Genomic DNA, 20,300 nt, shown 5'->3' on the forward strand with positions numbered 1-20,300 from the left:
CATATTTTAGATTAAAGGATAAAACATATCCATCCTGAAAATTAACATACAAACCTTACTGCCACACGGAAAATATACCAATTTGCCCATGTCTTTTTTACCAACCATTTTTTCGACAAAAATCGACTTTTTACCAATATTTGATTAAAAACCAGTAGTGAACAATTCGTGAATTTACGTTACAATGAGGTAGGTAATTTATTCTTGCATTTCCTTGTTTATATTAGAATTATCTAGCAGTTTTGCAGATTATCAGTTATTTTGGCGATTTTCACGATGTTATCAGCGATTTTGGTCATCTTATCAGCGATGTTCACTGGACTATCGGCGTGTTGACATTTTATCAGCGATGTTCTCGGTTTTATCAGCGATTTTGGGCATTTTATCAGCGATGTTCTCGGTTTTATCAGCGATTCGGGGCATCTTATCAGCGATGTTCTCAGTTTTATCAGCGATTCGAGACATCTTATCAGCGATGTTCTCGGTTTTATCAGCGATTCGAGACATTTTATCAGCGATACCCACGATGCTATCAGCGATTCGAGACATTTTATCAGCGATGTTCTCGGTTTTATCAGCGATCATGGTGATTCTATTAGCAATTACATAATTATTAGAGATGGGGATTTGAAGGAATGGTTTTTAGTAGCCTTATATTTTTATATGTATTTTTGCCATTAGTGCTCATTGTGTACTTCATCTCTCCGAAGATGCTACGCAACACAATATTACTGTTGGCCAGTCTGTTCTTTTATGCATGGGGCGAACCGAAATATGTACTTTTAATGATGATTTCAATTTTGCTCAACTATATTTTGGGGATTGTTATTGAAAAGACAGTTTCGCAGTCCAAACGAAAAGCGCTACTTTGGCTTGTTATTGTGAGTAACCTAGCCATCTTAGGCTATTACAAATATGCCGGCTTTTTTGTGGACATTATTAACAATTACTTGGAGCAGCCAATTGAATGGGAGGCTGTACCCCTTCCAATCGGTATTTCGTTCTATACATTCCAAGCACTTAGCTATGTAATCGATGTTTATCGAAAAGACGTAAAGGCACAGCGTAATTTTTTGGATTTATCACTTTTCATAACATTGTTTCCACAGCTTGTGGCAGGACCGATCGTTCGTTATCAAACGGTAGCTGAGCAAATTAAAAAGCGTCTCTCTACAGCAGAGGATTGGATGATTGGTACACGTCGCTTTGTACAAGGGTTAGCTAAAAAAGTACTGATTGCGAATCCGATGGGCGAAGTCGCCGATCATGTCTTCAGTTTATCAGGTGGCGATTTAACAACAGGTACTGCTTGGATAGGTATCTTAGCTTACTCGTTACAAATCTATTTTGACTTCTCAGGTTATAGTGATATGGCCATTGGTTTAGCACGAATTTTCGGCTTCCATTTTGAAGAAAACTTTAACTATCCGTACATTGCACAGTCCGTCACAGACTTCTGGCGTCGCTGGCATATTTCGCTTAGCAGCTGGTTCAGAGACTATGTCTACTTCCCACTTGGAGGTAGTCGCGTAAGCCACGAATGGAAGCTCTATCGAAATTTATTAATTGTGTGGACACTAACTGGCTTTTGGCATGGAGCAAGCTGGACATTTATGGCTTGGGGTTTTTATTACGGAATATTAATTTGCCTCGAAAAATGGGTGCTTTTAAAATGGTTGGAGCGTATTCCTCGTTTCTTACGCCATGTTTATATTCTTATTATCGTTATGATAGGTTGGGTATTCTTTAGAGCGAATGACTTTACATATGCTTTTGGGTTTATCAAAACGATGTTTGGGCTCTCCGATGCGGCACTTTATAATTATGAAACGATTTTACTGGCGAAAGACTATGCCGTGTATTTTGTAGTAGCGATCATATTCGCTATGCCAATTTATAGACTTTATCAAACGTGGAGCGAGCAAAAAGCAACCGCTTCCCTATCATTTGATTGGAGTCTACGTCTTGTACAAACAATTTACTATGGGGCATTGTTGCTCTTTATTACGATGTTTTTAGTAAACGCAACACATAATCCATTCATTTACTTTAGATTCTAGGTGGGACAATATGCGAAAAATACAAATGTACCTATTACCAATAACCTTTTTTTGCATCATTTTCGGTGGCTTCGTCGTGCATGTGTTAACGGTAGATCGTCCACAATCAGAAATGGAGAACCGTCCGTTAGAATCTGCAAACATTTCACCAAGCCCACAGGAGATCTTTTCCGGGGCATGGTCAAAACAAGTAGAAACATATATTTCCGATCAATTTCCTGCACGTGATACATGGATGCGTAACTATGTTTACTTCCAACGTGCAATGGGGAAAACCTACTTAAACGATAAGTACGCAGTTGATGATGACAGCGGCTGGATTATTTCAAAGCCCGCTGAAGCAAAATCTGATGAAGAGCTTGCTTCCTTCGCCGCCGATTTGCAAAATTTAAGCGAAGGGCTTGCTGAAAAAAATATCCCGTTTACGTTTTACTCACTACCAGCAAAGGCGACTTACTCACGTGAGCCAAGTCCTAGCTATATGCCTGATGATGCGGGAATAGCCAATAATGCGCGCCTACATGAGCTTGTTACTGATGCTGGCGTAGACAATATCCGTCTCTATGATGAAATGAAGAACGACTTTTCTGCTGAACGGAACTTCTACAAAACCGATCATCACTGGACGATGCGTGGCGCATACGCAGGCTACGAGGCACTCATGAACACGATGAGCGAGCGACTCGGTGAAACAATTGAGCCGATTCCATACGAGGAAGCCAACACTTATTGCTTACCGAATAAGTTTGCTGGCTCATGGAATAAAATCCTGTACATGACCGTCGATAACCACGATGAAATTTGCTACAACGAGCCCGCTTCGTTCGCAACGCAATTTACAATCTATGACGGTACAATCGAGGATGGCGTCACGGCTCCGTACGAGTCAGTATACGGTCGTGCCAAACAAATGAGCCCTGACACAGTCGTAAATTATGCTGATGCTTACAGCCGAGACTTTGCAGAGCTTACGATTGTTAACAATGACTATGACAGCGACAAACATGTCGTCGTCATCAAAGATTCATATTTTAATGCCATTCAATTTCATGTAGCTAGTCATTTTAAAAAGCTAACGGTTTTAGACTTACGTTATTTGGATAAAGATGTTATTTCTTATTTACAAAGCATGGACCCAGACTACGTCGTGCTTGCTTACAATGACCGCAATTTAAAATTGATGCCCGAGTAGCGAAAGCTTTTAGTGTGACTATTGTCTTATCTTTTAGCGGCGCTATCGTTGAAGTTAGCGGCGGGATTCCGACTTTTAGCGGCGCAACTTGCTACTTTACCGGCGGAACTCCGACTTTTTGCGGCGATACTTGCTACTTTACCGGCGATACTCCGGCTTTTAGCGGCGCAACTAACGACTCTACCGGCGATATTCAACTTTTAGCGGCGCAACTTCCTACTTTACCGGCGATACTCTGACTTTTAGCGGCGTAACTTGCTACTTTACCGGCGATACTCCGGCTTTTAGCGGCGCAACTAACGACTCCACCGGCGATACAAAAAAAGCAGTGATTTCTATAATGAGAGAAATCACTGCTTTTTCTATGTGACACGCTTTTTAATTTTCCCTACTACCCACTGACTATATGGAAGTAATGAAATCAACTTGGTCACCGCAATACAAACGACTAACGTCCACAGCATCAACAGTGGCACTCGGACTAGCGTGCGATCAAAGTGCTCTACAAACCAGCCTGTCGATAAACGCAGAACTTCCCAATGCATGAGATAGATCATAAACGAATATTGACTCAGCACTTGAACCGTTTTCGTATAAGGTATCGACTGTCCCCAGGCAATTACTAGTAGGGCAATACTTAAAACAAGCGGCATTAAATCAAGGCGTCTCGAATGCGTATCTGTATAACCGAGCAGCATACGGATGTATAAAAAGGCAACAGATAACACGAAGAACACAATTGTCGCGTAACGATACTTTTTCGCAAGCGCGGCAATCTGCGTATAATACACCCCCATCGCATAAGCAATAGCAAAATACCCAAGCCAACCCGTAAAGAATAAACGAAACATTAACTCATTCTCTTCAAAAATCGGATATGGTAATAAAATCACCGAATGATGGACAAGCGTAATCAGCATACATAACGGTAAAAACCAAGCCATAGACCACTTAAAACGTTTCATCAACGCAAAGACTACATACAGCTGCATAATGACCAAAACAAACCAGCCTACAAACTCACTGTAGAAGACATTGCGGACAAATTTTTCCCATAATAAGCCCTTGCGATAAATTGACTCGACAATTACTGCATCGATCATGGCCCATATTAAATAAGGCAGAAAAATATATTGAATTCTATTTGACCAAAAGTTACTCGGTATTTTATCCTGATAACGATTTGCCAAAATTAATATAGACAATAAAATAAATGTCGGCGTCGCGTAACATAGCGCAATACGTAAAAACAGATAAAATGGCTGCTCCGGTATCGCACCAACTTCAATAATAATCCACGAAGAAGTGTGTAATAATAAAATAGATAAACACGCGACCACACGTAGTAAATCCCACTCTTTAATCACAAAACATTCTCCTAAATATTTTTATCTCTAATTTAAGGATGTCATAGTTTGTCGAAGAATGCAATGGCAATACTAGCAATCTAATTTTTACACTATAATGAGGAAATTACTTATATAGAAGAAAGGTGAAATGAATGGGGAAGTTTTAAACGACGACTAGCAGCCCGCTCAATCCAGCATAAGGCTGCAGTGAAACGAGCACAGTAAACGACAAACGCCCGCTTCAGGTTAGCAACTGAAGTGGGCGTTTGTCGTTTTGAGTTTAATTTACCATATCTTTTCTACCCATTCTGGATGGTCTATAAATGGGTTGCGATTACCTTGGATTTCGTAAATTCTCTCATTTCTTTGTTTTTCGTAGGCATCTACAGGATCTTGCTCGTGCCATTGTAAAAGAACAGAAAGTTTACCGTGGTAAGGAGCTGTTCCATTGTTGACTTTGTCATTTAGTTCAAGGTCTACCTTATCTCCAGTCTCGTATCGAGTTGCCATATATAATAGTATACGTGCTACGTCACCTTTTACGCGATTAGGTGGTTCGAATGAATCTGAATCTTTCAGGCAACCATTGCAGCCTGCTACTGGACTGCCGCCATTGTCGAAATCTAAATTTCCTCTTGAGCTATTAACTTGTACATCGGTTGCACGTAAGTGATGGATATCCGTTCCTGGTCCATTGCTTGTTCCAAAATCGCCATGTGATTTTGCCCATGTATGCTCTCGGTTCCAGTTCCCTACATTGCCACCACTGTTTGTTTTGGGACTAGATTTTCCAGAGTAAAATAAAAGGACATTGTTTGTATTATTAGGATCTTCATCCGTATACTTTAATGCATTCCAAACCTCATCATAAGAAAGTACCTTTTGTTCCGAAATGATATCGTGAAGAGCATTTTTTAGTGCCTGCCCCTCTTTGTTATAGGCAGCTGTATAATAATCATTCGCAACAACTGTAACACTGAAACTTGCTGTAACACTTTTTTTACCATCAGATGCTGTAACACCAACAATATGGCTACCCTCTTCTAAATTAAGAGTTAATGTCTTGCCATTTACAGTTCCTTTTGTAGCTGTAAATGAAAGCTCATCACCATCAGGGTCTGAGAAATGATCTGTTAAATCAATGTTAATTGTCTCTCCAACAGCTACAGATTTGTTTGCTATAGGATTTTTAATGATAGGTGCATTATTTTCAGAAGGTAAAGAAGGATCTCCAATGGGTTCCCCCTTCGAATTTGTAAATTTAATTTGCTCAGGAGCTGCACCCTTCTTATAGATTATCGATTTGATATCTATATTTTCAGCACCTCTTATTTCACTAACATTTGAACCTTCAATCGTGATTGATTTCACAGCAGTGCCTTTTAAGTCGATAATCGCCCCTGCTTTTACTGGACTAAGGATAACATCAGTCGTCTTAAAGCCTTCTCCATGTAGCTCCGCATAGGCACCTTTAAGGACCACACCTTTTGGAATAACAGATTGAGCATCTAAATGCACTGCCACACTAGGTTTATTTATTGTCAATTTGTTTTTTTTGTAGTTCTTAAAGTCATATACGATTTCAGGCTGAATCGGTTCAACACTTGAATCTTTCTTCATATCAATTTGAACCATGACAGGATCATGGTCACTTGCACGACCAGCCATGTCCGTAAAATCAGCATTAATATGAAGGACATCGACAACTGTTTTGTCTGCTAGATTATTCGAAACTAAAATATGATCTAATACTTGTGAATTCCCTTGGTATACGTATGTGTAACGATCAGAATCTTCCACTTTATTAATCATGTTCGTCATTAATTGACCTTCATGTATTTTTAAAGCATCCGCAAATTGAAAATCATTAAAATCACCTAATGAAACAATATTTGCATCTGGATTGTTTGATTTAATATCTTCAATAAAATCATAAACAATGTGTGCAATTTTTTGACGTTGCACTTCACTTCCATATTGTGGTGGTTGCTTAGCACCAAATAATGGCGTATCTCCATTTTTAGAATTCCAATGGTTGGCGATCACTACTACGTCTTCACCTTGGAATTCAAATTGTGCCGCTAATGGTTTACGACTACTATTAAACGCTTCGTTTGTTGGATCAATACGGCCAGGGTTCAGTGTTAACTTCCCATCTTTATAATCTACAGCTGTTGTAGCATCCCCTGCTGGAATACCTTCCTTCAACTTCACTCGCTCTGGATTATAAAGGAAGCCAACACGAATATTCGCATCTGGTGCTCCACCGTCTTGATTGTTGATAGGATCAATATTAACATACTGATATTCAACACCACTTGCAGCTTTGATCTCGTCAATTAGTCTTTGATAACTTTCATTTGCGTTTGAATCACCAGGAGAAGCACCGTTATTATCTTGCACCTCTGTTACACCAACGATGTCTGGGCTTCCCATATCAATGCCAATTGCTCGTGCTAACTTTTTCGCCTTATCATCAGTCGTAGAACTTTTGTTATTCGAGAAGTTTTCTAAATTATAAGAAGCAACTGTTAACTTATCATCGGCTTTTACAATTTTTGTTTTCTCTGGTGATGCAGTACCCTTTTGATGCGCGGCTTTCATTTCATCTAAAGGAACATAGATTTTAAAGTTTTGATAGGAATAGCCTACGACTCCCGTAATGGGTCCTTTAAATTGATCACCTGTAGCCACTTCAAAATCACGTGCAGCTGCATTCGGTTCTAAACGGAATTGAATTCTGTTTGGATTAGCATTTCCTTTCTCGTACAATACGCCACCGTGAATTGTATTTGTTGATTCACTGTCAAGCACTGTCACCAGATCTCCATGCTCTTGTGGTGCTACCGCTTTTACGTCCTCTACTTCTACCCGCATCCCTTCAATGCTTTCCCAGAAATCTATAGCATCAATCGTTGGGTTAAATGTTTGAAGTTGATCACTGTCAATACTGCTTAAGGACATTTTTAATTTATCAATTTCAATTGGCTTTGGTAGCGCAACACTATTTTTCACTACTTCTACTTTTCCGCCTTGATCGTTACGTACATTGATTTGCGTTGTTTTTAAATCTGTTTGTTGTCGATCACTATAACCATCATAGGCAAATTCATTTACTTGACCTTTAACAGATACTAAGTCCCCTACCTGAACTGGCCAAGAGTTTTTACCACTGTAAAGTAAAATCCCTTCAGATGTATTCGGATTATTGTCAGCTAAATCATCAGGTGTTTGAATGTTATAATACCAATTGTTATTTAACATGAATGAATAGGTTACGACACCTTCAATTCCCTCAACAGTTTTACCATTGAATGAAGAAGTATGATTGGCACCTTGAATATCATGAATTTGTAATTTATCTGCAATAATATAATCAAACGTAGTTACTTCACTAAACGTACCATTTTTATCTTTAACAATTGCCTTTAATGTAGTATTTTCACTGATTTCTAGTGGTATCTCATATTTATGACTTTTATCAGTTGGCTCAGTGCCATCTAATGTGTAATAAATTTCTGCATCTGCAGTCGGTGTTGTCAACGTAACTGTTGTTTTCCCTGTAAACGTTCCACTTCCAGGAGATGCAATAGCAGGTTTTAATGCTGAGCTATCCACAACAATATCTGCTTTTGAGCGAGGAATAACTTGATAGTCTTGATCGTACTGTTGGACAATACCAGTGATAGATTCATAGGACGTACCCGCAGTTAATCCAAGTGAATTTGTTTCATCACGCACAAGGAAATTCGTCCCATCATTTGCAGTAAAGTTCGCCCATCCATTCCCTTGTTGAACATCTGTAAGCGTAACATTTTTCACTGTTACTAGCTGTGATTCGTTTGCTTCCGTTACTTGATTACCAGTTACTACCTTTGGCGATGGCGCACCAGAATTTCCACCTTTTTCAACGATTGTAGCACCATCTAATTGTAGTAATCCGCGATAGTCAGCTATTTTACCTGTTAAAGTAACCTCATCCCCGATAGACAATTCTAGACTAGTAGGTCGTACTGCAATACCACCTGTATCATCTTGGACGGAGAATGTATTTTTCAAGCCTGCTGTTACTTTCCCTTTGATCGTTACCGTTTCGCCCACACCTTTAGTTCTAGCATCTCCAATTGAGAGGATTGCCGGTGCTTCAGGGTCAACGGGTCCACCTGAATTAGTATCCATTACGTGTTGCCCTAAATTAGAAAAATCATCACTTGAAGAAGAGTTCCATTCTAAAGCTGCGTTAAAGGGGTCATCAATAGTTGGATCACCCGACAAGACTGAATTCTTTCTTACTAAAGTTACATCTTTAGCAAAATCTGCTGAAGGACCAACTTGTCCAATGGAATCAATGATTTCACCCGATTTCCTTAATACGATTGGATCATTTCCATTGAAATTAATAACAGTTGAGTTTTCTAGATTTCCTTGTGCTTTAATGTTTGGATCTGCATCTTTATGATATAAAACATACGTAGCTCCATTTTCTAGAGTACCTGTCAAACTCACTTTATTTTTCGCATTAACTTCTCCGTTCGTATGAAGCTCTAACGTATAATTACTTAAATCAACCGCGGCACCTGTACCATTATAGATTTCAATCGCTTTATTAAAGGAACTACCTTCAATATACTCTGAAATGATTAAATCATTTGCGAGTGTTTCGGCTTTTACTGTAATCGGTGCTACAGGTGTGACAACACTTGCAACTAGAGTTGTTGCTAAAAAGGCATTTATCGGCTTTTTCCACTTCTTCTTTGACATCCAGTCAATTCCCCTTTCAAACTTAGGAAAGTTAGTTTTTAAAATGCAAAGCCTCCCTCAATTAAGAGAAGACTTTGCAAAAAAATTATAGAATTGTGTTTCCTTTAACTGTGATTCCATCAATATTAACTTTTTCAGCATTTGTTTTTGAAAGATCTACATTCTCTTCTACTATTGGCACTAACCTCCTTAACTGCTGTCACCTTTCTTTGGGCCTACACCATACAGGCGACTTTCATCGCATACGGCTTGCCATCAATAGTTGAAATAATTTAAACCTATTTCCCCACTATATGTATATGTTAACATATTATTGTTAATGACTTATTTTAATAGTATCTATATTGTGTAAATTAATTTTAATATTAGAAATTGGTAGGTTCATCACCGAAAAATGTGATTAATTTTCTATTAATTCAATAACTTTACATCTCGCTATAAAAGAACTTCGGAGTACTATCCGTCATTACTTTGCCTATTTAAGATAGCAATTACCTTCTGCATCTGTATAATCTACCGATGATGTCACAATAGGCTCTGGTAACGGTGCTAGTATTGCTCTAGAAATTAGCCTTTCATAGATTTCTTCTTTTTCAAAAAAAGTGACTCGTAACCTACTTTATCAATTGATATTGTACTACCAATTAGCTTATTAATGCCTTCTATAAAACGTTGTAATTCCTCCATCTTCTTATTCCTCCTGTACTACATGTAGCCCTATTCTTTTAATAAATGAAAACTAAACTATCGGTACATAGAATTAAATTGTCAATCAGGTCTACCCCAACAATTTAACTTAATTTCATGAATTTCCTCGTAGCACTCTCTCTGAAAATGATTAATATTCACCTCCTAAATAGAAACAACCCCAATAACCCTGCTAAGGTATTGAGGTTGTTTCATACTATATTAAAATAATAATATATCTTTAACTTTATATTTATTACCTTTTATTCCTACATAGATTCGTTGTCTATCCATGTATATGTGTTGTCGAATTTAATACTGGCAGATACCATTGAAAATATACTATATGACACATTGTTAACTGTCGGTGGATTTGTTCTAAAATTATTGCTGTTTTGGATAAGAATTTTTGAGTTCTATCCACACGATATTTCAAACAGAAAATCCCCTTACGCCACAAAGGACATAAGGGGATTTCCGCAATTCTTCAACTAGATTCAAATCTCATTTCTTACGAAATGAATTATCTTAATAGTTTTAGAAGCTGTTACCTCGAACTTATAAACCTTTTGATTTTAGAAGTTCGATAGCTTGATTTACTGACTTATAGAAATTAACATCTTTCTATCATTGCTACTATATAAAAGATTAGTTAGTTCCTATATCTATATTTTATTTATCTCCAAAAATGAACCCCCTGTAGAAAATAATCTCTACAGGGGGCAATAAAGTAATACTACTTTATAAAACTATATTAGTTATTCGTAACTGTTAATTTAGCACCAGCAGTTGGAGCTTCATTTCCAGCTTTTTGAGTTAATACTACAACATCAGTACCAGTAACTGAAGCTGTATATTTTGCAGTTGCAGTTGCATTAATTGCAGCTACGATATTTGTAGCTAAAGTATCAGCTGTCGCATCTGCAGCAACTGTTGTGTAAGTGTAAGTTTCAGTTCCTACTTTTACAGTAACAGTTTTACCTACTTCAATGTCATTAGCAACTTTGAATGAGAATTTAGCAGGATTTTTAGTTAACTCTTTACCATCAACAATTTTATCAGCTGTAACACCAGCTAGTGTTCCTGGATTAGCAATTGTTACTGCACCAGTTTCAGTAGAAGATACTTTAACAGTATCTGATACTACTTCTGCTTTAATTTTAGTACCATCAGTTGCAACTTGGTCAGTAATTGCTTTAGCAATTTGAGCCGCAGTAGCATTTGCTGGAAGAGCAACAGTTGTTGTTGCTACATCTGTACCTTTTGTTAAAGTTAGACCGATGTTACCAGCTAAGTTAGTACCAGGTGTTAATACTAATGATGCTGCAGATGCAGGAGTTTCTGAATAGTCAACAGCAGGGTTACCAATAATAGAGAAGAACTCTTTAGAAGTAACATTTACATCAAAGTTCACAGTAGTTACTGCTTTACCGTCAGTTACAATTGCACTAATTGTAGTTTTACCAGTTGTTTTTGGTGAAACAGTAATTGATGCTTTATCAGTAGCTACAGTCGCAGTCGCTACAGCTGCATTAGTTGAAGTAGCAGTTAGAATTTCTAATTTATCACCATCTGCATCAGTAGCTAATTCACTCACAGTAAGTTTTAAATCTGTACCATTTGCTGCTACTGTTTTTGCTGGAATATCTTTTGCTACTGGAGCTTTATTTTCAGCTGGGTTAGTAGCTGGTACATATTTTTTAATAGCATCAGCACTACCTTCTTGAACAGTGATTACTTTAAATGTAATTGTATCACCATCAACAGTGTAAGATACAGTAATAGCTGCATTTTTAGCTTCATATTGAGCTAATAATTTTTCAAATGCTTCTTCACCGTATACTTCATTACCATTTGCTCCGAAGTATTTGAATTTTTTACCAGTTACGTCAGCATATTTCACTGGGTCTTTACCATCGAACCAAATTGAGTTACTGTCTTTACCTTCATCTGGTGTGTTGTAGTATTTAACTGTTCCAGTATATGAGTTTGGAACTTCTTTTGTTGCAGTGAATTTTGCAGTTGCTTCTTTAGCAGTGAATGCAAAGTCTTTGCTATTAGATTGTTTAGCAATACCAGTTGCAACTACTTTTACTGCTGTAGATTTACCATCTACTGAAGTAACTGAAAGTTTACCACTAGTTGGTTGTACTGTGTAGCTACGGTTTGGAGAAATTACTTGATCTCCAACTTTAACATCGTTTTCACCTGTATTGAAAATCGTGTAGTTTACATCATGTAAAGTGTAGCTTGTAGACATTACTTTACCACTTTGGTTTACAAGTTCAGCCTCAAAAATAGCTGGTGCACTAGCATCAAAGTCAGATTTCTCTTTACCATTTGCATCTTTAACTACTAATTTAGCTCCGTCTAAATACTCAGCTTGGAAGTAAGAAATTGGTGCAACAGCATTTGGTTCACCTTTATCTAATTTAGCTTCTTTTGCATTTGGAGTATTAATATCAATCCATACAACTGGAGTTGCATAAGAATTTATATCGTCATTACCAATGATGAAGCTTGCTTCACCTTTTGAGTTAGTTTTAACACTGATTTGTTTGCCATCATAAGCAACTTGTTTACCATCTTCAAGTTTAACGAATTTTGCATTAGTATTTGTAGCAATAACGCCATCAACATCTTCGTTTAATGCAACGTTAACTGTTTCATTTGCAGCTAATTTACCGTCTTTATCTTTAACAACTACATTGTATTTGCGTCCGTTTTTGAAACCTGTAGCTGCAACTTCGCCACCATCACGAGTTACTTCAAGAGCATAAGCAGCTTGTTGAGCAGAGAATGTTACTTTCTTAGCAGATGCTTGTAATTTATCAGCAGTATATTTTTTCTCAAATTGATTTGAGTTTGTGCTTGATTTTTCAGCTACATAAACTACTGGAGTTGCTTCAGCATTTGAACCTGAAACTGTGAATGTAGCTTCACCTTTTGAATCAGTTGTAATTTGTGCAGCTTCAACGATTTGACCGTTGCTTAATTGAGCTACGTTTTTACCGTTGATAGTTACGTTTTGTAATTTATCAGCAGTTACATCAATGTTTTCTTTTGCAGCAACATTTAAAGTTACGCCTGATACCGGTTTACCAGTTTCTGGGTGCTTGTAAGTTACTTTGTAAGTTTTGTTAGCGCCATTGTTAATTGTATCGCCTGTAGTTACTTCAGTAATAGTTAATGTTTGATCAACAGCCCAGAATACATAGCCAGTTGAGAATTTAGAACGATCACCTGTAGCATAAGCTGTTACAGTATCTTCAGTTGCAGCATAACGAGTGTAAGTGTAAGTAGCGATACCTTCTTCGTTAGTTAAAGCTTCCACTGTTACAGGAGCTTTTACTCCGTTAGCAGAACCTGGAATGAAGAATGTTACTGGGATACCAGCTTTATTTTGACCTTCAGCTACAGTTACTTGTGCTTTAAGAGTAACTTGTTGACCAAGTTTACCTTGAGTTGATTTTTCAACTAAATCAACTTTTGTTGGGATTACAGCGTTAACACCTTTGAATTTACCGATTTCTTCGCCATTAGAAGAAACAGTGTACTCTTTGTCAGCTGTTTGAGGTGCAGTAGTTAAAACAACAACTTTTTTGTTAGTTTGTTTTACAGCTGCGTTCTTAACTTCTAAATCTTTGATTTCGAATTTAAGAGCTTGTACGTCATCAACTTCTTTGTCAAAAGTTACTTCAACAGTTGTGTTGTTGATAGCTTTTACAGAAGCTTTTGCATTATTTGGTACTTCAAGGTTGATTGTACGGTATAAGAATGAAGCGAATTGACCACGAGTGATAGAGTTAGCTGGGTTGAATGCTTTACCTGGTAGGGTAGCTGCATTTGTTAACTCAGCATATTCTAAAGCAGTGATTGCTTCACGTTGTTCAGCAGAGAAAGCTTTGTCTAAGTCAGAGATTTCGCTCGTGAATTTAGCTGCTTTGTATTCTTTTACTAAATCTAGTTCATAGATTTCGTTGATAGCACGTACTAAAACAACTGCCATTTGTTGACGTTGCATAGTTTGTGTGTGGTTTAAGTTGCCGTTTGAACCAGCGAATACGCCTGCATCTTTAGCAAGTGCAGCATATTTTACTAATTCTTTTTCAGCTGTTAATGGAAGATCGTTGAAGCGTTGTTTTGTATCCCAGTCAGCTGGAGCTTCAAAGCCTTCAGTTTCTAACCAACGGCCTAATAATTTAACTACTTGACCACGGTTAATAGTTGTGTCTGGTCTGAATGTGCCGTCAGAGTATCCATTGATGATACCTGCATCAGCAAGAGCGTTGATCGCATCTTTGTGAGTGTTGTTTGCTACGTCTGTGAATCCTGCAGCAGAAGCCACTGGTACGATAGCAGATGCTACTAATGTAGCTGTAGCAGCTGTTGCTACGAATTTTTTGTATTTCTTTGGTTGGTTAGCCATAGAAAAATTTCCTCCTCTAAGTTAAAAAAATTATGTTTCTACTACATAGAAATGCAGTAAATAAACAACTACACATAAAAGTATAGTTGTATCCCTAAAAGTTGTCAATCATATTTTGGGAAACTTTCTAATTCATTTCCGGAAAAATAAGGTCTTGCAACTCTCTTTTACCATTGTTATCTATTTAAGCTGATTTTTCAAGTGATATTACACAAATTTCTAACAAAATTCTGATATTCTATCAATAAATGTTCAAATTTCTTAAAATCATATAAATTCATAGAAATTTAAACAACGAAAAAAGCTCAAGCATATAAATGCTTGAGCTTTTTTCGCTTGGGCTACCAACCGTTGTTTCCTTGCAGGGAATTCTATTTATTTCATAGAGGAAATTCCTATACACATACAGTCTAACACTTTCAATTTAAAACGACAATACCAATTTTTAAAAATTATTGGCGTTTTTGTCTTGCTACTTCCAGTAAAAATAATGGAAGGGCGATTTGGCGCTTGATACGCTTTGGTTCTTTCATTAATCGATAAAACCATTCCAGGCCAAATTTTTGGAAAATTTCAGGTGCACGTTTCACTGTACCTGCAAGCACATCAAATGACCCACCTACGCCTTGATAAATAGTTGGATGTAATTGCTCGCGATTGGCATTGATCCAGTTTTCTTGCTTTGGACTGCCCATCGCTACAAAAAGTAAATCGGGCTGTGCTTCGTTAATGCGGTCAAGTACCTTCTGTTCATCCTTTTCATAGCCGTCCTGTATGCCGACTATTTTAATAGAAGGAAATAATGATTCTAGCTTTGCTTTTGCTGCATCTGCTACACCTGGTTTCCCTCCGTAAAGGAAAATGGGCTTGCCACGTTTGGCCGCTTCCTCGCAAAGCTTCATCATCATATCGACGCCTGTAACACGTTCACGAATTTGCCCTTTTTGAATTTTTGAAGCAAGAATCACGCCAATGCCGTCTGGAATTTGAATTTCCGCTTCGTTCAGAAGCTTCTTTAGAGCAGGGTCTTCTTTCGCCTTGATAATCTTTTCTGGATTGATGGCAACAACGAGCGCTTTTTGTTTTTTTTCAATGCGCTCAAATGCCATCTCCATTAATTCATCGTAGCCTTCCGTATTGACATTGATGCCAAGTACTGTTTCTTTCATCGGTTTTTCGCATCTCCTAGTAGGTGGAACTGGAAGCCTGCTTCTTCCCAATTATCGCGTTTTAAGCAATTTTTCGTATCGAAGACAATTTTTGATTTTGCTGTAATGTCTGCAGCGTTTAATGCTTTGAATTCATTGTGATCTGTTAACACTAAAATGATATCAGCATCTTTTGTTGCTTCTTCTAAGCTTTGTGTTTGTGTAGCATGTTTGTTTTCTTTAATGTGTGGATCGTATGAAATCACGTCTAATCCAAGGTTTTGTAACTCGTCAATAACGATTGTTGATGGACTTTCGCGCATATCATCCACGTTTCCTTTGAAGGCTAGTCCAAGAACAGCTACTTTGCCACCAGCAATTTTGTTTTGATTTAAGATGGCTTGTGTTTTTTGTGCTGTAAAGCTTGGCATACTATCATTCGTATTACGAGATAGGTGAATAATTTGTGCCGTCTCGCCACCTAGCTCAACTAGGAACCAAGGGTCAACTGCGATACAGTGGCCACCTACACCTGGACCTGGGAAGTGAACATTTACACGTGGGTGATAGTTCGCAAATTTAATCGCTTCCCAAATGTTCACATCCAGCTTCTCTGCTAATTTCGCAAGCTCATTCGCAAACGCAATATTGACATCACGATAAGTGTTTTCCATTACTTTTACTAACTCAGCTGTTGTTGCATCCGTAAGGTGAATTGTACCATTCACAAATGTTTGATAAAGCTCTTTTGTCATTTGTGCAGATGTATCATCAATACCACCAACGATGCGGTCGTTGTTCACTAACTCTTCAAAAATACGACCAGGAATAACACGCTCTGGTGAGTGTGATACGAATAAATCTACACCAAATTCAAGATTTGCCTTGATCAGTTCAGGTAGCATAATGTGCTCCACTGTTTTCGGTGGTACTGTCGATTCAAGAATGACAAGGTTACCTTTTTTCAAGAATGGCACGATCGAAGCTGTAGCTTGACGTACATATTCTAAATTCGCTGTATTATCAGGATTGATTGGTGATGGTACAGCCACGATGAACACGTCCGCTTCCACTGGTGTCGTTGACGCCGTTAGGAAACCTTCATCTACTGCTTTGTTTAAGCGCTCCTGTAATCCGTTTTCTTCAATATGAAGTTTTTTCTCTTGAATACTTTTTACTGCTGCTGGGTTTACGTCCACCCCATGTACTTTCACGCCATGGTTGGCAAACATTACAGCCGTTGGTAATCCGATGTAGCCAAGTCCAACGACACAAATTGATTTCGTCATTCTCTATTCTTCCTTCCGTTTTCAAAAACGAGTAGTTAAATTATATATTCTGTAAATGCTTAGTGCATTTTTGTTCTGCATTATAGTATACAACTTTCAAGGGAAAGTGTGAACCAATTTGTTATTTTGAAGTTGTTTTCTGTGTCCGATTTGAAAAAATTTTGTTGGTTTGCGGCGAATGCGGCGCGTTTATCAGCGTTTTTTGGGTTTTATCAGCGATTGTGTTGGTTTTATCAGCGATGTTCTGGGTTTTATCAGCGATTGTGTTCGTTTTATCAGCGATGTTCAAGGTTTTATCAGCGATTCACGTATAAACCAGACAATTCGTACCTACTGTTCTTGTTAGATCCGCTACGTGGTAATTGTAATTTTTGTAATATCCGTTTGGCTACATGCCCACTCTCAATAGTCAAAAAATCGCAACATTCATGATTCGTGATCGTTTCGCCAACAAGCATATAATAATCCTTTAGAGCCTGAATATGAGCATCAGGACATCGATGTTGACAGCTCTGGCAATGCCAAACGGTTTTCAATTTCTTCATCCCAAACTGACCACAATTTTCACAATGAACACCCCGTCGCAAAGCAGAGCCCTCAATTTGGTAGTATGAGCATAGTGGAAATGGCGTTCTGTCCCTTAAATGTGACAAAATAATGTGTTTGATTTCGTTCATTGTTGATGTCTCTTTGCTTTTCTCTATATGTTTATGCAGAAATAGCGGTAGCTCTTTTGCCATTAGAATCGGCAATCCGCTGTCCTCTCGATGAATATTGACATTATTGAAGGGGAACACAACAGCTCCGTATATAGGTATAGAAATATTTTGTGTATCTAAGAAATGTTTCATTCCTTGAATATACTGTTCAAGTTGGATTTCGGGATGTGTAAAGACATGAACCTCTCCAGATTCTGAGGTACGAATAAGCTGACGTGGGTCATTTTTTAAATGTACAGTTCCTCGAATATTTTTAACTTCTAATAGTATGATCGCGTTGGGGACAATGATGAGAATATCAATTTGCATGGGAAGAACAGAGGGAAGAATGACATTGTGGAAAATGTGGCAATCATTTAGCAATGCTGTTTGCCGCAGTTCCTTCATAACATATTGCTCTCCAAAATCGCCAGCTTCTTTAATTTTTTGTTCCTGCTGAAGATTTTGATATTGGGGATGCGTGGGCTGTAACCGAGTCACAAGTGCTTGAAGTCCTACTGTCAACGGAGATGGTGCGAAGGGTTTTATGATCAATTAATTCTCTCCTTTTCTATTTTATATATTGTTAGATTTATCAGATAATTACGTACCCTTTCAGCGATTATAGCATGGCTGTTAGCGGTTTTGGTATGTTAATCAGCGGTTTTTACTTTTTTATCAGTGGTTGTTTCACTTTTATCAGCGGTGTTCTCTTTTTATCAGCGATTGGTTTACTTTTATCAGCGGTGTTTTCTTTTTATCAGCGATTGCTTCACTTTTATCAGCGGTGTTCTCTTTTTATCAGCGATTGCTTCACTTTTATCAGCGGTGTTCTCTTCTTTATCAGCGATTGCTTTACTTTTATCAGCGATGTTCTCTTTTTATCAGCGATTCTTTCACTTTTATCAGCGATGTTCTCTTTTTATCAGCGATTGCTTCACCTTTATCAGCGATGTTCTCTTTTTATCAGCGATATCCACTTTGCTATCATCGGTTAACCCAAACTAAAAAGGAATCACCTTTAGTATCGGGGATTCCTTGTTGTTCCGCTTTCGAGTAGTTTTAGAATTGATTGTGCTTGCTGTAGGTGCATTGCTAGTACGTATTGACTTGCCTGCATTAGGATTTGTGCCTTTACCATGTTCATCATTTCTTTTGCGATATCTGCATCACGAATACGAGACTCGGCAGCTTGTAAGTTTTCCGCCGTGTTTACGTTTGCATTATACGCATACTCTAGACGATTTTGATAGGCACCTAGTCTTGAACGCTCGTTTGATACACGCTTTAAAGCCTCGTCCATAGTAGATATCGCTTTATCGGCACCCTCCCGAGTTGCAATGGATGTCGTATCATCCAAGCCAAGTGCTCCAGACCCCATATCATTAATGAATAGCTCGATGCTTTGACCTGAGTTGGCGCCCGCCTGAATTTTAATTCCGTTTGTAGTGTGATCCCCATTCAGTAATGTCTTGGTATTAAATTCAGTGTCCTTCGAGATGCGCTGAATTTCCTTTTTTAATTCTTGAAATTCTAAATCGAGTTTTTTCCGATCACTGTCTGTTAATGTATCGTTGGCAGCTTCTACTGCTAACTCGCGCATGCGTTGAATCATTGCATGTGTTTCATTAAGTGCACCTTCAGCTGTTTGAACAAGTGAAATACCGTCCTGGATATTTTTCGCTGCCATATTCAGCCCGCGAATTTGTGCACGCATTTTTTCGGAAATCGCGAGCCCTGCTGGATCATCTGCTGCACTATTGATTCGGTAACCTGAAGAAATCCGAAGCATTGACTTGCTCATTGCACCGTAATGTCTATTCATATTATTTAAGATAGATAAACCCGTTGCTGACCATTTTCCAAGCATCATTTCACCACCTTTATTTTTATTTATATCGGTATATGCTCAACTCATTTTAGTTAATTTTGGTAATACATTCTAATTTAGTAGGTTCTATATATTAATCGTATCTAATTCATTTTCAAGATTTCGACTTTAGACCTAGATGAATTGTCAGCAATTTATAAAAGCACCCGCTTCTCACATGTGAAAAGTAGGTGCTTAATTGCAATACCGTGTATTCAAATTTCGAAGCCTCCGAGTTGATGGTTCTTTTGTTGTAGCAGTTCATAAAAGAGTGCTTTATCGTTATCTAATAATGCCTGGTCGATTAAATAATCATAGTTTTTTTGCTCCAATTCTGTAACGAGCTGATCTACTTCGCCAACAGTCACTGAAGAAACGAGTGGTAGCTGTGGCTTTGGTGTAGCATTTTCAAGAATCGGCGCTAGATGCTCATGAACATTTGTAATTAATAATAATTGATATAGCGGTAGTCGGATAAAACGATTCCCCTTTTGGAAAACAAATACCTCAGATAAATTTTCAATTTGCTGTGTATTCAAGTTGATAATCATCTCTTTACCTTCAATCGGAATGAAATGGAAAATCTCATTCTCTTTTAAAATAGAGAAATATTGATAAGCAAACACTAGACGTAATTTATCTCCAGTGATTTTTGTGTAAAACGGCTTCATATACTGAACTTGCATCATTCCTCATCCCTCCCGATTTGTCTGATTATTCAGATTTTAACATAAATCAATAATCTTGTTAACTATCTTCTCCTTGATTTTTCACTTTCAAATCATTCAGCTTATCATGTCCGTATTTTAGTCGTATA

At 37.9% G+C, this 20,300-nt stretch carries 12 protein-coding genes; 4 read left to right on the plus strand and 8 right to left on the minus strand.

What is annotated here, in order from left to right; translation table 11 throughout:
• The first annotated feature begins 214 nt into the window (after positions 1-214).
• Genes ACVWXS_RS12730 through ACVWXS_RS12740 form a run of 3 tightly spaced genes read left to right on the plus strand, consistent with a single transcriptional unit; the run spans position 215 to position 3,252 of the window.
• Positions 215-610 carry a hypothetical protein gene (locus ACVWXS_RS12730; protein ID WP_456958464.1) on the plus strand — a complete coding sequence of 132 codons (396 nt, stop codon included), beginning with the start codon at positions 215-217 and terminating at the stop codon, positions 608-610.
• Between the two features lie 25 nt (positions 611-635).
• Positions 636-2,060, plus strand: a complete 1,425-nt coding sequence (locus tag ACVWXS_RS12735; protein WP_456958465.1) for an MBOAT family O-acyltransferase — start codon at positions 636-638, stop codon at positions 2,058-2,060.
• 10 nt (positions 2,061-2,070) lie between these two features.
• Entirely contained in the window at positions 2,071-3,252 is a 1,182-nt protein-coding gene (locus tag ACVWXS_RS12740; protein ID WP_456958466.1) for a DHHW family protein, read from the plus strand.
• Positions 3,253-3,614: 362 nt separating this feature from the next.
• On the opposite strand, the gene ACVWXS_RS12745 is transcribed toward ACVWXS_RS12740, so the two are convergent.
• From ACVWXS_RS12745 to ACVWXS_RS12770, 6 genes are all read right to left on the minus strand, one after another.
• Positions 3,615-4,619, minus strand: coding sequence for an acyltransferase family protein (locus tag ACVWXS_RS12745; RefSeq protein ID WP_456958467.1), 1,005 nt, complete (start codon positions 4,617-4,619; stop codon positions 3,615-3,617).
• A gap of 267 nt (positions 4,620-4,886) precedes the next feature.
• Positions 4,887-9,362: an endonuclease gene (locus tag ACVWXS_RS12750; protein ID WP_456958468.1), complete on the minus strand. Its 4,476-nt coding sequence runs from the start codon at positions 9,360-9,362 to the stop codon at positions 4,887-4,889.
• Positions 9,363-10,803: 1,441 nt separating this feature from the next.
• Positions 10,804-14,478: an S-layer homology domain-containing protein gene (locus tag ACVWXS_RS12755; RefSeq protein ID WP_456958469.1), complete on the minus strand. Its 3,675-nt coding sequence runs from the start codon at positions 14,476-14,478 to the stop codon at positions 10,804-10,806.
• Positions 14,479-14,930: 452 nt separating this feature from the next.
• Positions 14,931-15,647 carry a WecB/TagA/CpsF family glycosyltransferase gene (locus tag ACVWXS_RS12760; protein WP_456958470.1) on the minus strand — a complete coding sequence of 239 codons (717 nt, stop codon included), beginning with the start codon at positions 15,645-15,647 and terminating at the stop codon, positions 14,931-14,933.
• A complete protein-coding gene (locus ACVWXS_RS12765) occupies positions 15,644-16,915 on the minus strand; it encodes a nucleotide sugar dehydrogenase (RefSeq protein WP_375200067.1) in 1,272 nt (423 codons plus the stop codon). Before ACVWXS_RS12765 ends, ACVWXS_RS12760 begins: the two co-directional genes overlap by 4 nt.
• A 296-nt stretch (positions 16,916-17,211) precedes the next feature.
• Positions 17,212-18,138, minus strand: coding sequence for a nuclease-related domain-containing protein (locus ACVWXS_RS12770; protein ID WP_456958471.1), 927 nt, complete (start codon positions 18,136-18,138; stop codon positions 17,212-17,214).
• 104 nt (positions 18,139-18,242) lie between these two features.
• Between ACVWXS_RS12770 and ACVWXS_RS12775 the strand changes: the two genes are divergently transcribed.
• Entirely contained in the window at positions 18,243-18,611 is a 369-nt protein-coding gene (locus tag ACVWXS_RS12775) for a hypothetical protein (RefSeq protein ID WP_456958472.1), read from the plus strand.
• A gap of 23 nt (positions 18,612-18,634) precedes the next feature.
• On the opposite strand, the gene ACVWXS_RS12780 is transcribed toward ACVWXS_RS12775, so the two are convergent.
• Both ACVWXS_RS12780 and ACVWXS_RS12785 read right to left on the minus strand, forming a co-directional pair.
• On the minus strand, positions 18,635-19,483 hold the full coding sequence (locus tag ACVWXS_RS12780) for a flagellin N-terminal helical domain-containing protein (RefSeq protein ID WP_456958473.1): 849 nt from the start codon (positions 19,481-19,483) through the stop codon (positions 18,635-18,637).
• Positions 19,484-19,698: 215 nt separating this feature from the next.
• Positions 19,699-20,172 (minus strand): transcriptional regulator, encoded by a 474-nt coding sequence (locus tag ACVWXS_RS12785; RefSeq protein WP_456958474.1) that lies wholly within the window; start codon positions 20,170-20,172, stop codon positions 19,699-19,701.
• Positions 20,173-20,300: the final 128 nt, after the last annotated feature.

Source organism: Lysinibacillus sp. TE18511, assembly GCF_054062295.1.